At 62.5% G+C, this 12,798-nt stretch carries 12 protein-coding genes; 4 read left to right on the forward strand and 8 right to left on the reverse strand.

Features of this window, described 5'->3' with window-relative positions; all coding sequences use genetic code 11:
- Positions 1 to 116 precede the first annotated feature (116 nt).
- Together ilvN and N181_RS25675 are read right to left on the reverse strand one after the other, a co-directional pair.
- Entirely contained in the window at positions 117 to 689 is a 573-nt protein-coding gene (ilvN, locus tag N181_RS25670; RefSeq protein ID WP_012708543.1) for an acetolactate synthase small subunit, read from the reverse strand.
- A gap of 24 nt (positions 690 to 713) precedes the next feature.
- The gene (locus N181_RS25675; RefSeq protein ID WP_037402826.1) at positions 714 to 2,492 is read right to left on the reverse strand and encodes an acetolactate synthase 3 large subunit; all 1,779 of its coding nucleotides are present in this window, start codon (positions 2,490 to 2,492) and stop codon (positions 714 to 716) included.
- 341 nt (positions 2,493 to 2,833) lie between these two features.
- Between N181_RS25675 and N181_RS25680 the strand changes: the two genes are divergently transcribed.
- Positions 2,834 to 4,870 carry an ATP-binding protein gene (locus N181_RS25680; RefSeq protein WP_014328903.1) on the forward strand — a complete coding sequence of 679 codons (2,037 nt, stop codon included), beginning with the start codon at positions 2,834 to 2,836 and terminating at the stop codon, positions 4,868 to 4,870.
- 436 nt (positions 4,871 to 5,306) lie between these two features.
- Complete coding sequence (locus N181_RS35385; RefSeq protein WP_060563979.1) at positions 5,307 to 5,747, forward strand: hypothetical protein; 441 nt, start codon at positions 5,307 to 5,309, stop codon at positions 5,745 to 5,747.
- Positions 5,748 to 5,759: 12 nt separating this feature from the next.
- Here N181_RS35385 and miaA read toward each other — a convergent pair whose 3' ends face one another.
- The gene (gene miaA, locus N181_RS25690) at positions 5,760 to 6,671 is read right to left on the reverse strand and encodes a tRNA (adenosine(37)-N6)-dimethylallyltransferase MiaA (RefSeq protein WP_014328905.1); all 912 of its coding nucleotides are present in this window, start codon (positions 6,669 to 6,671) and stop codon (positions 5,760 to 5,762) included.
- Between miaA and serB the strand changes: the two genes are divergently transcribed.
- Both serB and N181_RS25700 read left to right on the forward strand, forming a co-directional pair.
- Positions 6,670 to 7,557, forward strand: a complete 888-nt coding sequence (gene serB / locus N181_RS25695) for a phosphoserine phosphatase SerB (RefSeq protein WP_037402824.1) — start codon at positions 6,670 to 6,672, stop codon at positions 7,555 to 7,557. The genes miaA and serB overlap by 2 nt on opposite strands.
- The gene (locus tag N181_RS25700) at positions 7,554 to 8,123 is read left to right on the forward strand and encodes a GNAT family N-acetyltransferase (RefSeq protein ID WP_060563974.1); all 570 of its coding nucleotides are present in this window, start codon (positions 7,554 to 7,556) and stop codon (positions 8,121 to 8,123) included. Before serB ends, N181_RS25700 begins: the two co-directional genes overlap by 4 nt.
- Positions 8,124 to 8,205: 82 nt before the next feature.
- Here the strand turns inward: N181_RS25700 and N181_RS25705 are convergent, their stop codons facing one another.
- From N181_RS25705 to hflK, 5 genes are all read right to left on the reverse strand, one after another.
- On the reverse strand, positions 8,206 to 9,714 hold the full coding sequence (locus tag N181_RS25705; protein WP_037402821.1) for a Do family serine endopeptidase: 1,509 nt from the start codon (positions 9,712 to 9,714) through the stop codon (positions 8,206 to 8,208).
- Between the two features lie 395 nt (positions 9,715 to 10,109).
- Entirely contained in the window at positions 10,110 to 10,496 is a 387-nt protein-coding gene (locus N181_RS25710) for an ACT domain-containing protein (protein WP_014328908.1), read from the reverse strand.
- A 6-nt stretch (positions 10,497 to 10,502) separates the two neighbouring features.
- Complete coding sequence (locus N181_RS25715; RefSeq protein WP_012708553.1) at positions 10,503 to 10,688, reverse strand: DUF2065 domain-containing protein; 186 nt, start codon at positions 10,686 to 10,688, stop codon at positions 10,503 to 10,505.
- Positions 10,689 to 10,695: 7 nt separating this feature from the next.
- Positions 10,696 to 11,628 carry a protease modulator HflC gene (gene hflC / locus N181_RS25720; protein WP_014328909.1) on the reverse strand — a complete coding sequence of 311 codons (933 nt, stop codon included), beginning with the start codon at positions 11,626 to 11,628 and terminating at the stop codon, positions 10,696 to 10,698.
- Positions 11,625 to 12,707, reverse strand: coding sequence for an FtsH protease activity modulator HflK (hflK, locus tag N181_RS25725; RefSeq protein ID WP_014328910.1), 1,083 nt, complete (start codon positions 12,705 to 12,707; stop codon positions 11,625 to 11,627). The genes hflC and hflK overlap by 4 nt, the downstream gene beginning before the upstream one ends.
- Positions 12,708 to 12,798: the final 91 nt, after the last annotated feature.

Genomic DNA, 12,798 nt, shown 5'->3' on the forward strand with positions numbered 1-12,798 from the left:
GCGACATTTCGATTCACCCAGGCCGTTCCCCGGACAGCCCTGCCGCGCGCGGGGAGAGGGCTAGGGTGAGGGGCAAGTCCCAAGTCCAGATCGACATTTTTCAGGGCTGACGCCCCTTACATCCCCTGCGGCCCGCGATTCATCGCGGCAATACCCGTGCGGCAGACCTCGATGAGCCCGAGCGGCTTCATGATGGCGATGAATTGCTCGATCTTCGAAGGCTTGCCGGTGATCTCGAAGACGAAGTGATCGATATTGGCGTCGATGACCGAAGCGCGGAAGGCATCGGCAAGCCTGAGCGCCTCCACCCGGTGCTCGCCCGACCCATGCACCTTGACGAGCGCCAGTTCCCGCTCGACCGGACGGTCGTGGCCGAGGCCGGCGGCGCGCACCGTGAGGTCGACGACGCGATGCACCGGCACCAGCCGCTCGAGCTGGTTCTTGATCTGCTCCAGCACATGCGGCGTACCGCGCGTGACGATCGTGATGCGCGACAGATGCGCCTCGTGCTCGGTCTCGGAGACCGTCAGGCTCTCGATGTTATAGCCGCGACCGGAAAACAGACCGATGACACGGGCGAGCACGCCCGGCTCGTTGTCGACGAGGACGGAGAGCGTGTGCGTCTCCGCAAGCTCCGTCTCCTTGGCGATGAAATAGGCGGAGCCCGTCGGTTGAAGATGTGCGCTCATTCTCTTGTTTCCTAACCCTTATCCTCAGACGAGCTGGCGGCCCTTGGCGTCGATCGCGTTCGCAACGGCTTCATCGGTCGCCTCGTCGGGAAGCAGCATTTCGTTGTGCGCCTTGCCCGACGGGATCATCGGGAAGCAGTTGGCGAGGTTGGCGACGCGGCAGTCGAAGATCACCGGTGCCGGCGTGTCGATCATCCGCCGGATCGCATCGTCGAGATCGCCTGGCTTCTCGCAGCGGATGCCGACGCCGCCATAGGCTTCGGCCAACTTGACGAAGTCCGGCATCGCTTCCGTATAGGAATGCGACAGGCGGTTGCCGTGCAGAAGCTGCTGCCATTGCCGGACCATACCCATGTACTGGTTGTTGAGAATGAAGATCTTGACCGGCAGGCCGTACTGGACCGCGCAGGACATCTCCTGGATGCACATCTGGATCGAGGCGTCGCCGGCGATGTCGATGACGAGGCTCTCGGGATGCGCGACCTGGACGCCGATCGCGGCCGGGAAGCCGTAGCCCATCGTGCCGAGGCCGCCCGATGTCATCCAGCGGTTCGGCTGCTCGAAGCCGAAGAACTGCGCCGCCCACATCTGGTGCTGGCCGACCTCGGTGGTGATGTAGGTGTCGCGGCCCTTGCTGAGTTCATAGAGCCGCTGGATCGCATATTGCGGCATGATCACGTCGTCGTTCGGCGTGTAGGCCAGCGAATTGCGCGCCCGCCACTTGGCGATCGAACCCCACCAGTCATCGAGGCGTGTCTTGTCGACAGTCTTCGCCGCCGCGCGCCACAACCGGATCATGTCTTCGAGAACCGTGCCGACATCGCCAACGATCGGGACGTCGACCCGGACGTTCTTGTTGATCGAGGACGGGTCGATATCGATATGGATCTTCTTCGAGTTCGGCGAGAAGGCATTGAGCCGGCCGGTGATCCGGTCGTCGAAGCGTGCGCCGATGCAGATCATGACGTCGCAGTCATGCATCGCCATGTTGGCCTCGTAAGTGCCGTGCATGCCGAGCATGCCGAGCCAGTTCTTGCCGGAGGCCGGATAGGCGCCGAGGCCCATCAGCGTCGAAGTGATCGGAAAGCCGGTGAGGTCGACCAGCTCGCGCAGGAAATGCGCGGCCTCGGGCCCGGAATTGATGACGCCGCCGCCGGAATAGATGATCGGCTGGCGCGCCGTCTTCATCAGCGCGATCGCTTCCTCGATCTTCTTCAGGTCGCCCTGCGTCTTCGGCTGGTAGCTCTTCTGCGTCGGAACCGCGGAAGGCGGCGTGTAGGTGCCGGTCGCGAACTGGATGTCCTTGGGGATGTCGACGACAACCGGGCCTGGGCGCCCCGACTGGGCGACGCGGAAGGCCTCATGGATGATGCGGGCGAGATCATTGACGTCCTTGACCAGCCAGTTGTGCTTGGTGCAGGGCCGTGTGATGCCGACCGTGTCGCACTCCTGGAAGGCATCCGAGCCGATCAGCGGGGTCGGAACCTGGCCGGAGATACAGACGAGCGGGATCGAATCCATCAGCGCGTCCTGGAGCGGCGTGACGGCATTGGTGGCACCGGGACCGGAAGTGACCAGCATGACGCCGACCTTGCCGGTAGAACGGGCATAGCCCTCGGCCATGTGGCCGGCGCCCTGTTCGTGGCGAACGAGAATGTGCTGGATCTCTTCCTGCTGGAAAATCTCGTCATAGATCGGAAGCACGGCGCCGCCCGGATAGCCGAAGATGTGTTCGACGCCATTGTCCTTCAGAGCCTGGAGAACGATCTCCGCCCCTGTCATCTGGTTTTCAGTTCCGCTCATTGGCCTGCTTCCGTCCCTTTTTGTAAGGTTTGGGGTGATTAGCTTGTTTGAAGACATAAAAAAAGGCCCCATCAGGAGCCTCGTTCAGCGCATGGGTGGCTACCGCCGGATGGTTACACCATCCTGCCCATGCGCCGTCCCACCACAAGAATAACCGCGAAATTTTTCATGGGCGATTTGATAAACAGAAAACCGTGACCCGTCAACGCCGATTTGCCGGGTTTCTCCACCGAAGGATCGTCGTGCGCCACCTTGAAACAGGGGCTGGATGCGGCCGGGGCGCCGCAACCACTTGTTAAAGTCGTTCCGCTATTCTGGAACGCTATTAGCCGAGGTGTGTGTTGCCCTACAGTGAAGCTCAAGCCCCGACCAGCGCCGGAGAACAGGAGCGCCGCGACGGCACGAAGCCGGGAAACCGTTTCCTCGGCCGGGTCGTCGCCTGCAGCGGTTCACGCGCGACGATCGCGGCGGTCGCCGAAAAGGGCGAGACCTCGCTCACCGAACTCTGGTCGGTCGGCCGCCTGATCTCGATCTCCGTCGGCACAAATCGCGTCGTCGCTCTTGTCTGCTCCATGCAGACCGCCGCCGAAGAATGGAGCGAGGAGACCAACAACACCGTCCGCATCGAAGTCGAACTGATGGGCGAAGTCTTTATTGGCCCCGACGGACGCGAAGACTTCTCGGCCGGCATCAGCCGCTATCCCTATCTCGGCGCCATCGCACACCGCATCCGCGCCTCCGACCTCTCCCGCATCTATGATTCCAAGCAGGCGGACAGTTGCGTCATCGGCAAGCTGACGCAGGACGAAAGCCTCGATGCCACCATCCATGTGCCTTCGATGCTCGCCAAGCATTTCGCCATCGTCGGCACGACCGGGGTCGGCAAGTCGACGGCGGTCACCCTGCTGCTCAACAAGGCAATCGCCGCCGATCCGAAGCTGCGCGTCCTGATCCTCGATCCGCACAACGAGTTCGCCGCCGCCTTTCCGGAGAGTGCGGTGGTGATCGAGACCGATACGCTCGACCTGCCCTTCTGGCTCTTCCGGCTGGAGGAGTTCGCCGAAGTGGTCTTTCGCGGCCGCCCACCCGTGGCGGAAGAGCTCGACATCCTGCGTGACGTCATCCCGGATGCGAAGAAGGCCTTCAAGGGCGGCGAATCCGGCCTGATGCGCCGGCAGACCGAGAAAAGCTCGATCACCGCGGACACGCCGGTCCCCTACCGCATCGCTGATCTCCTGGCGATGATCGACGAGCGCATCGGCCGGCTCGAGGGCCGCACCGACAAGCCGCATTTGCGCTCGCTGAAGGTCAAGATCGTCTCGGCGATCAACGATCCGCGCTATCACTTCATGTTCTCGTCGAACACGATCACCGACACGATCCAGGATACGATCGCCAAGATCTTTCGGATCCCCGGCGAAGGTAAGCCGATCGCTACATTCGAACTGGCGGGGATCCCCTCCGAAGTCGTCAATTCCGTCGCTTCGGTGCTCTGCCGTATGGCGTTCGAAATCGGCCTCTGGAGCAATGGCGGCATCCATATGCTGGTCGTCTGCGAAGAGGCTCACCGCTATGTGCCTGCCGACCCCTCCCTCGGTTTCCTGCCGACGCGCCAGGCGATCGCCCGGATCGCCAAGGAAGGCCGCAAATACGGCGTGTCGCTCGGCATCATCACGCAGCGCCCCGGCGAACTCGATCCGACCATCCTGTCGCAATGCTCGACCGTCTTCGCCATGCGGCTCGCCAATGACCGCGACCAGGAAATCATCCGTTCGGCGATTTCCAATTCGTCGATTTCGACCACCAGCTTCATTTCCTCGATCGGCAACGGCGAGGCGATCGCCTTCGGCGAGGCCGTGGCGGTGCCGATGCGCATGCGCTTCAGCAGGGTCGAAGAGGCAAGGCTGCCTCGCGCCCACGGCATCACCGACAAGGTCGACGAGGATGCGCCCCCGGTCGTCGACCTCCGCTCGATCGTCAGCCGCATGCGCGCCATGAACGGGCCTGATATTTCAGGCTTCCAGCAAAGCTATCTCGCGGCGCAAAGCGCCCCGGTAGCCAACGACGGGGAGATCGAGGATGAGGCGGTCGATGCTGCCTTCTCGGACCCCGGCGGCTTCCCAAAACCCGCGCTCGAATCCTATCGGCCGGATATGCTGCCCCGCACCACCGAACCGGTCAATCCGCAGCTCGATCGCTTCAACCAGATCCGCGAGCAGATTCTTTCCGGGCAGGCGGAGAGAGACGCTGCGCGCACGCTGCAACCGCCGGCATCGCCGGAACGCGGCTTCACGGGCGCCGCAACCGAACCGCATCGTCCGGGATCACTGCGTGAAAGCCTGCTGAAGCGCCCACTCGGCAGCATCATCCGCAAATAGCAGGGATCGGATTCCGACCTCCAACGTTGTTGCCTTAAGCGCGCGGCGCGGCGACACGACGGAGGATCTGATGGACGAGCGAGAGGCTTGGGAACGGGAACGAAGATTGTGGCTCGAAGGGGCCGGCTTGTACCAGCAACTGCTTGACAGTGAGTGCCTGATGGCCTTCGCGCCCGTGGGCATCCTCGCCGGGGTGGAAATTATCCGGGCTCTCGACGGCATGCCGCGATGGCTGGACGTGGAGATGACGGAGCAGAGGAGCGCGCGGCCCAATGACAGCGTCCTCGTGTTGGCCTACCGGGCTGACGCCCGGCGCGACCCTGATGTCTCCTATGCGGCCTATTGCACCTCGACCTACGCACGAACCGGCGAGGACTGGCGGCTCCTTCAGCATCAGCAGACGCCGATCGGTCACTCGGCACCGCCATCGCAACAGATGGGCACGATGGATGAAATCTTTCGGGGCTTTTTCGCACGTTATGAAGAGATGGCAAATCGGGTGCTCGCCAGCGACATGGACGTCGCCGAGACGACCTTCGCCTTTGCGTCGGATTTCATCGCGGCTTCGCCGGCCGGCGTGATGACCGGAAAAAACGACGAGAGCCTGAAGACCTCGATGGAAAAGGGCTATGCCCGTTACCGGGCGATCGGCACCAGGGAACTCAAGATCCGCGACCTCAAGATCACGCCGATCGACGCGCTGCATTTCCTCGTCCGGGTCGATTGGCGGTCGGTCTACGTTGTGGATGAGAGACCCGACATCGTCATCGATTTCGAAGTCCACTATCTGGTCCAGCTACACAATGGAGAGCCGAGGATCTTTGGCTGGGTGAGCGGCGACGAGGAGGCGGTGCTGCGCGAGCACGGTATCGGTTGAGCAAAACCGCCCCTATAACAGGTCGTCGGGCCGCGCTATCCGCTGCCATCCGTCATCGAGCTGGTTGCGGAACCAGGTCATCTGGCGCTTGGCATATTGCCGCGTCGCGGCCGCCCCCGTGGCTATCACCTCCGCCGCGTTCATCTCGCCACTCAACATCGCGGCAATCTGCTGCACGCCGATCGCCTTCATCACCGGCATGTCCGGCGAAAGCTTCAGCGCCAGGAGCGCCTGCACCTCCTCGACAGCGCCGCTTGCAAGCATCGTTTCGAAGCGCCGGTCGATCCGGCTGTGGAGAAGCGAGCGTTCCGGCAGCACGACGATCTTCTTCGCCCGGGCTGGATCAACGACCATTGGGCCGCGCATATGCTGATAAAGGCGAATGGGCCTGCCGGTCGTCTCGATCACCTCAAGCGCCCGTACGATCCGCTGACCGTCCCCGGGCTGCAACTGTTCTGCCGTCTGCGGATCGCGCCGCTCGAGCTCGGTGTAAAGCGCCGCGGCCCCCTCTGCCTTCAGCCGCTCGCGCAGTGCCTCGCGGATTTTCGCCGGAATCGCGGGCATTTCCGACAGACCGCCGGTCAGGGCCTTGAAGTAGAGACCGGTGCCGCCGACGAAGACGGGCAATCGGCCCTCGCCGCGCAGCTTTACCACCAATGCCTCGGCGTCCCGCAGCCAGACGCCGGTCGAATAAAGCCGCCCCGCCGTCACATGGCCGTAGAGAAAATGCTCGATGCCGCCCATATCGGCCTCGTCCGGACGCGCCGTCAGCACCTTTAGGGTGTCGTAGACCTGCATGCTGTCGGCATTGACCACCACCCCGCCGTGCCTTTCAGCCAGCGCCACCGCAAGCGCGGACTTGCCGCTGGCGGTCGGCCCGGTTATCAGGATCGCGTCCATAGCTCGTTCAAGGTTTCTCATCATGGCTCTCGTTGCCACGCTTATCGCCAATCCGTCAAATCCTGTCCTGACGCCCGCACTGGCGGAGGCGGCGGCCGAAGCCGTCCAGGCGTCTGGCCTTTACTGGCTGGCCGATGGCGTTGCCTGCGACCTGGCGCTGAAGGACGGAACCGATCCAAATCAGGCCGAAGCGCGGCTGCGGGCGGTCGTAGACGGAGCAGCTGTCGACGTCGCCGTGCAGGAGGCCGAAACGCGCCGCAAGAAGTTTCTGATCGCAGACATGGACTCGACCATGATCGGCCAGGAATGCATCGACGAACTCGCCGCGGAAGTCGGCCTCAAGGAGAAGGTAGCTGCGATCACCGCCCGCGCCATGAACGGCGAGATCGCCTTCGAGCCGGCGCTGATCGAGCGCGTCGCGCTGCTGAAAGGATTGCCGACGACAGTCATCGCCGAGGTCATCGCCAAGCGCATCACTCTGACGCCCGGTGGTCGGGAATTGATTGCGACCATGAAGGCGAAGGGCTACTACACCGCACTCGTTTCGGGCGGCTTCACCGTCTTCACCGGTCCGATCGCCGAAAGACTCGGCTTTCACGAAAATCGCGCCAATGAACTCCTCGAAGAGAATGGGGCACTGACCGGCGAGGTCGCCCGACCGATCCTCGGCAAGCAGGCCAAGGTCGACGCGCTGATCGACATTACGGAACGCCTCGGCATCTCGACGGCGGACGTGATCGCCGTCGGCGACGGCGCCAACGATCTCGGCATGCTGCAGCTTGCCGGCAGCGGGGTGGCGCTGCACGCCAAGCCGGTCGTTGCCGAACAGGCGAAGATCCGCATCGATCATGGTGATCTCTCCGCCCTGCTCTATCTCCAGGGCTACCGCAAGACGGATTTCGTGGCGTGATCATTTGCGAGACCCCGCGTCTGAGAATCCGCAACTGGCGCGAGGGTGACCGCGGTCTCTTCGCCGAGATCAACAGCGATCCGAAGGTGATGGAGTTCTTTCCGTTCCGCCGTAGCAGAGCCGAGTCCGACGCGCTGTTCGATCGCAATGCGCGGACCATTCGCGAAACCGGTTTCGGTTTCTTCGCCCTTGCACTGCATAACAATGACTTGCCGATCGGCTTCTGCGGGCTGGCACGCACGGATCTTGAGCCACATCTATCCGCAGGCACGATTGAAATCGGCTGGCGCCTTGCCCTTTCCCATTGGGGCGAGGGCTACGTGACCGAGGCAGCGCTGGCACTTCTCGACCACGGTTTCGGCGAAAGAAAGCTAAGCGAGATCGTCTCCTTTGCGGTGGCGACAAATGCCCGCTCCACGGCAGTCATGCGGCCCATCGGCATGCGACCCGACCCTCTTCGCGACTTCGATCATCCGGGTGTGCCTGACACCCGTTCTCATCTGAAGCGTCACGTGCTTTGGGCAGTTACAAAGAAGCAGTGGCGCACAGCGAAGTCGTCGAACTGAGCTATTTTCTCGTCGCCGACGTCACGCGCGTTCGCTGACCCCGTCTTTCCCATCCGATCGTCTCACGGTCAAAACCCTTGGACTACTCCATCCGTACCGTGACGAAACGCAGCTCGCCGGTCTTGTTGGCAATCATCAGCAATGCGTTGCGGCGACCGTCGGCCTTCAGTTCGCCGACGCGGGAGGTGACGTCTTCCGGCGAGTCCATCGCCTCCTGGCCGACTTCAACGATGACGTCTCCCGCCTCGACGCGGCGTTCGGCGGCGGGCGAATTCGCCTGTACCTCCGTCACGACGACGCCCTTGACGCTTTCGGCAATGCCGAAGCTCTTGCGGCGATCGACGTCGAGCACGGCGAGTTTCATGCCGAGCACGACGTCACTTGCCGGCAATGTCGCAGCCGGCGGTTCGCTTGGCTTGGGGCTCTCTTTCTTCAGTTCCCCGCCACTTCCCGCGCTGGCCATATGTTCGCCATCCTCGAGCCGGCCAAGCGTGACGCGCACCGTCTGCTCCTTGCCGTCCCGGATGATCACGACATCGACGGCCTTGCCGACCGGGCTTTCGCCGACCGCGCGCATCAGATCGCGCATCTCGCCGACCTCAATTCCGTCGAACCGGATGATGATGTCGCCCGCCTTGATCTCGCCATGCGAAATCGGGCCGCCCTCGATAATGCCGGAAACCAGCGCCCCGCGCGGCACGTCCATCTTCAGGCTTTCGGCGATATCGTCGGTAACCGGCTGAATGCGCACGCCAAGCCAGCCGCGCCGGGTCTCGCCGAAGTCCTTGAGCTGGTTGACGACGTTCATCGCCAGTTCGGTGGGCACTGCAAAGCCGATGCCGACCGACATGCCGGTCTGCGAAAGGATGGCCGTGTTGATGCCGATCACCTCACCCTGCATATTGAACAGCGGTCCGCCGGAATTGCCGCGGTTGATGGCCGCATCGGTCTGGATGAAGCTGTCATAGGGGCCGGCATTGATGTTGCGGCCACGCGCCGAAACCACGCCGACGGAGACGGAGACGCCGAGCCCGAACGGGTTGCCGACGACCATCACCCAGTCGCCGATTCGGATCTTTCGTGAATCGCCGAAGGAAACCGCCTTGAGCGGCGTCTTCGGCTCGACCTTAAGGACCGCCAGATCGGTCTTGGTATCGGTACCGACCAGCTTCGCCTTCAACCTTGTACCGTTGGAGAGGTTGATCTCGATATCGTCCGCGTCCTGGATCACATGGTTGTTGGTGACGATGTAGCCGGACGGGTCGATGACGAAGCCGGAGCCAAGCGAGTTGACCGTGCGCGGGCGTCCGCCCTCGCCGCCTTGCCCCTTGAAGAATTCGTCGAAGAACTCCTGATGCGGCGACCCTTCCGGCACCTGCGGCATCGGCGCGTTGTCATCCTCGCCCTTGACGTTCTGTGAGATGGAAATGTTGACCACGGCGTCGAGCAGGCTTTCGGCGAGATCAGCGACGGAGGGTGGCCCGGCCGCCGGCCGCGACAGCGCCGTTTCGGCAAGAGCCGTGTTGGAAAAGAGCAGTGCCGTCGCAGCCGTCAGCACCAGGCCGCGGAAGAATTCAGGTCGTTTCGACAAGTCGCTGTGCTCCTATCATTCCTTGCGTCACGCCGATCGCAGGCTCTGGCGGTCCGCGATCATTGCGTGGTCCGTTCCATCCGTTTCGGCGAATTATACCACTGCCGCAAAGCGTTGCGGCGGCTGCTTCGCGCAGCAAACGATCCTCCTTTGAAGATACGGCGGATTTCCGGAGCGTCCAGACACGATTTCCTGATCTCCAGAGCCTTTCCTGGTTAAATTGAACCATTCTGTTGGCTCAAGCGGAGTGGAATGTTTGCTCGGCTGGCGCGCGGCGTAGCCAAAGCATAAGGCCAAGCCAGCCGAACAAACAGGCCGCCCGCTTCAGCCAACCCGAAGGGCCGGGCATCTTTCCGTCAGAATGGTTCAATTTAACCAGGAAAGGCTCTCGCAGATCAGGTGGTAATTTCGTGGCCATGCTCCTTCAGCGCCGACACCGCTTTGTCGAGATCGGAACCGGCAACGAAGACGTAATCCGTGCTGAAGGTCGAATTGGCGAAGACGCCGACACCGGCTGCCGAGAGCGGCCGAAGCACCGAAGACAGAACACCCGGCACGGAGAAGCTGAAATGCTGCTCTATGCGGAGACAGCGCCAGCCGAGCGAGCTCTGGACGCTGGAGGGAACGCGGGCAGCGCGGCAGACAAGGGTCATCTCCTCACGCGAACTCGATACGGTCCAGAACCCCGGTCCGGGCAGCCACTCCGGAATAACGGACCCGATCGTCAGGCGGGTAATCGCATATTCGGCATCGACCAACCGGATCAGCAGTTTATGTGGCATTTCGCATTATCCTCGAAGCAACCAGACAAGTCCGACGCCAACGGCCACCGATGTGAGTCCGGCGAGGCGCAGCTGATGCTCCGGGACATACGGCAAACGCTTCGCCAATTCCACAAGAACCAAAGGGGCCAGTGCGTACACCAGCCCCTCGATGATCAGAAAAAATGCGAATCCGGTCAGAAGATCGGACATTGTCCGTTCAATCTCCGGTCGCAGGTGCCGCCGGCACGGCTGGCGTGAGCGGCGCCGCCGCCCCGTCTGCGCTGTTGAAATAACGGAAGAATTCCGAGTGCGGCGACAGCACCACGGTTGTGTCCGGATTCCCGATCGCCTGTGTATAGGCCGCCATCGAGCGGTAGAATTCGAAGAAGCCGGGATCGCGCGTGAAGGCGTCGGCAAATATCCCCGTCCGCTCCGCTTCGCCCTCGCCTCGAAGGATTTCCGAATCACGCTGGGCTTCCGCGACGATCTCGACCACCTGGCGGTCGGCAATTGCGCGGCGTCGCTGGCCCGCTTCATTGCCGCGTGCGCGGATCAGTTCGGCTTCAGCCAGGCGCTCCGCCTTCATCCGCTCGAAGGTCTGTTGCGAGACCTCCTGAGTCAGGTCGGTGCGGCGGATGCGAACGTCCTCGATATTGAGACCCAGCGATTCGGCGTCTGCCCGAAGATCGGTGCGAACCTCGCGCATCATCGATGCGCGCTCGTCCGATAGCGCCGCCTCGAAGCCCCTCAGGCCATAGACGCGGCGCAGCGACGCATCGAGACGCGTGCGAAGGCGCGCTTCGGCAGATTCCCGGTCGCCGGAAACCGTTTCGCGGAAACGGCGGGGATCGGCGATCCTGTACACCACGAAGGCGTCCACCTCGTAGAACTTGCCGCCCGAAACCTGCACGCGGATATTGTCGAGGTCGAAGCGGAGCGCCTGGTCCTCGACATATTGCACGCGGTCGGCATCCATGAAGGCGAAGGGAAGCTTGAAATACAGGCCCGGCTCGGTCTTCACATCGCGGATTTCGCCGAAGCGAACGACGATCGCCTGCTGGCGCTCATTGACCACGAACACCGACGAGTAGACGACGACCAGCACCGCTGCGAGAACGATGAGGATGATTGAACTACGATTGTTTATCATTGGGTACCTCCCGACTGCGAGGGTCTGACGATTTCGTTGAGCGGCAGATAGGGCAGCACGCCCTGGCCGTTCTTCTCATCGAGAATGACCTTCTTCGACTTGCCGAGAACATCCTGCATGGTTTCGAGATACAGCCGTCTGCGGGTGACTTCCGGCGCCTTGGAATAGGCGTCATAAACCGAGATGAACCGCTGCGCCTCACCCTGAGCTTCCTTGACGACACGGTCCTTGTAGGCGGCCGCCTCTTCACGGATCTGCGCTCCCTGACCTCGCGCCTTGCCGAGTATCTGGTTCGCATACTGGTTGGCCTCTTCGAGGAAACGATCCTCGTCCTGCTCGGCGCGCTGCACCTCGTCGAATGCGTCGGCGACTTCGCGTGGCGGCGCCGCATCCTCGATCGCAACCGTGTTCACCGAGATGCCGGCGCCATAGGTGTCCATGGTCGCCTGGATCGTGTTCTTGACGTCGGCAGCGATTGCCTGACGGTTGTCGCGGAAGATATCCTGCGCCGGGCGGCGGCCGACGACCTCGCGCATGGCGCTTTCGGACACCTGCTGCAGCGTGTCGGCCGGGTTCTCGACGTTGAAGAGATAGGACTTCGGATCGGTGACCGAGAACAGTACGGAGAACTGCACATTGACGATATTCTGATCGCCGCTCAGCATCAGGCCCGCGCTCGACTGGGAGCCGACGCGGCTGCCGATATTGAGCTGCTGCTCCGTCACCTTGACGATCTCGACGGTCTCGAGCGGCCAGAAGTGATAGTGCAGGCCGGGCATGGAGATTTCCTCCTTCGGCTTGCCGAAGCGCATTTCGACGCCGCGTTCATCCGGCTGGACGGTGTAGATCGAATTGAGCAACAGGAAGCCGACGATCAGCAGGCCGACAATGACGAAGACGCCGCCGTTGAAGCCGCCCGGAACCACGTTCTTCAGCTGATCCTGGCCGCGGCGGATGATCTCTTCCAGATCCGGCGGCCCACCCCGGCCGCCGCGCGGCTTGTTTCCCTGACCCCATGGCCCTTGATTGCCGCCGCCGCCCCAAGGGCCGCCGCCGCCATTCTGATTGCTCCAGGGCATCAAAACCTCTCTTCAAAGAAAATTCTCTCGCTGAACGCCCCGCAGACTGCGGCCGATCACGACGTGATCCCGTTATAGGTATCATGTGCAT

It is taken from the genome of Sinorhizobium fredii USDA 205 (genome assembly GCF_001461695.1).
In the GTDB taxonomy this organism is placed as follows: Bacteria; Pseudomonadota; Alphaproteobacteria; order Rhizobiales; family Rhizobiaceae; genus Sinorhizobium; species Sinorhizobium fredii.

What these genes read in the sequence shown, in the direction of transcription:
- miaA (WP_014328905.1), bottom strand. Translation starts at nt 6,671, where the DNA reads ATGATGAGAAACCTTGAACGAGCTATGGACGCGATCCTGATAACCGGG.
- N181_RS25710 (WP_014328908.1), bottom strand. Translation starts at nt 10,496, where the DNA reads ATGCCACATAAACTGCTGATCCGGTTGGTCGATGCCGAATATGCGATT.
- hflK (WP_014328910.1), bottom strand. Translation starts at nt 12,707, where the DNA reads ATGCCCTGGAGCAATCAGAATGGCGGCGGCGGCCCTTGGGGCGGCGGC.
- hflC (WP_014328909.1), bottom strand. Translation starts at nt 11,628, where the DNA reads ATGATAAACAATCGTAGTTCAATCATCCTCATCGTTCTCGCAGCGGTG.
- N181_RS25715 (WP_012708553.1), bottom strand. Translation starts at nt 10,688, where the DNA reads ATGTCCGATCTTCTGACCGGATTCGCATTTTTTCTGATCATCGAGGGG.
- N181_RS35385 (WP_060563979.1), top strand. Translation starts at nt 5,307, where the DNA reads ATGGGCACGATGGATGAAATCTTTCGGGGCTTTTTCGCACGTTATGAA.
- N181_RS25675 (WP_037402826.1), bottom strand. Translation starts at nt 2,492, where the DNA reads ATGAGCGGAACTGAAAACCAGATGACAGGGGCGGAGATCGTTCTCCAG.
- ilvN (WP_012708543.1), bottom strand. Translation starts at nt 689, where the DNA reads ATGAGCGCACATCTTCAACCGACGGGCTCCGCCTATTTCATCGCCAAG.
- serB (WP_037402824.1), top strand. Translation starts at nt 6,670, where the DNA reads ATGGCTCTCGTTGCCACGCTTATCGCCAATCCGTCAAATCCTGTCCTG.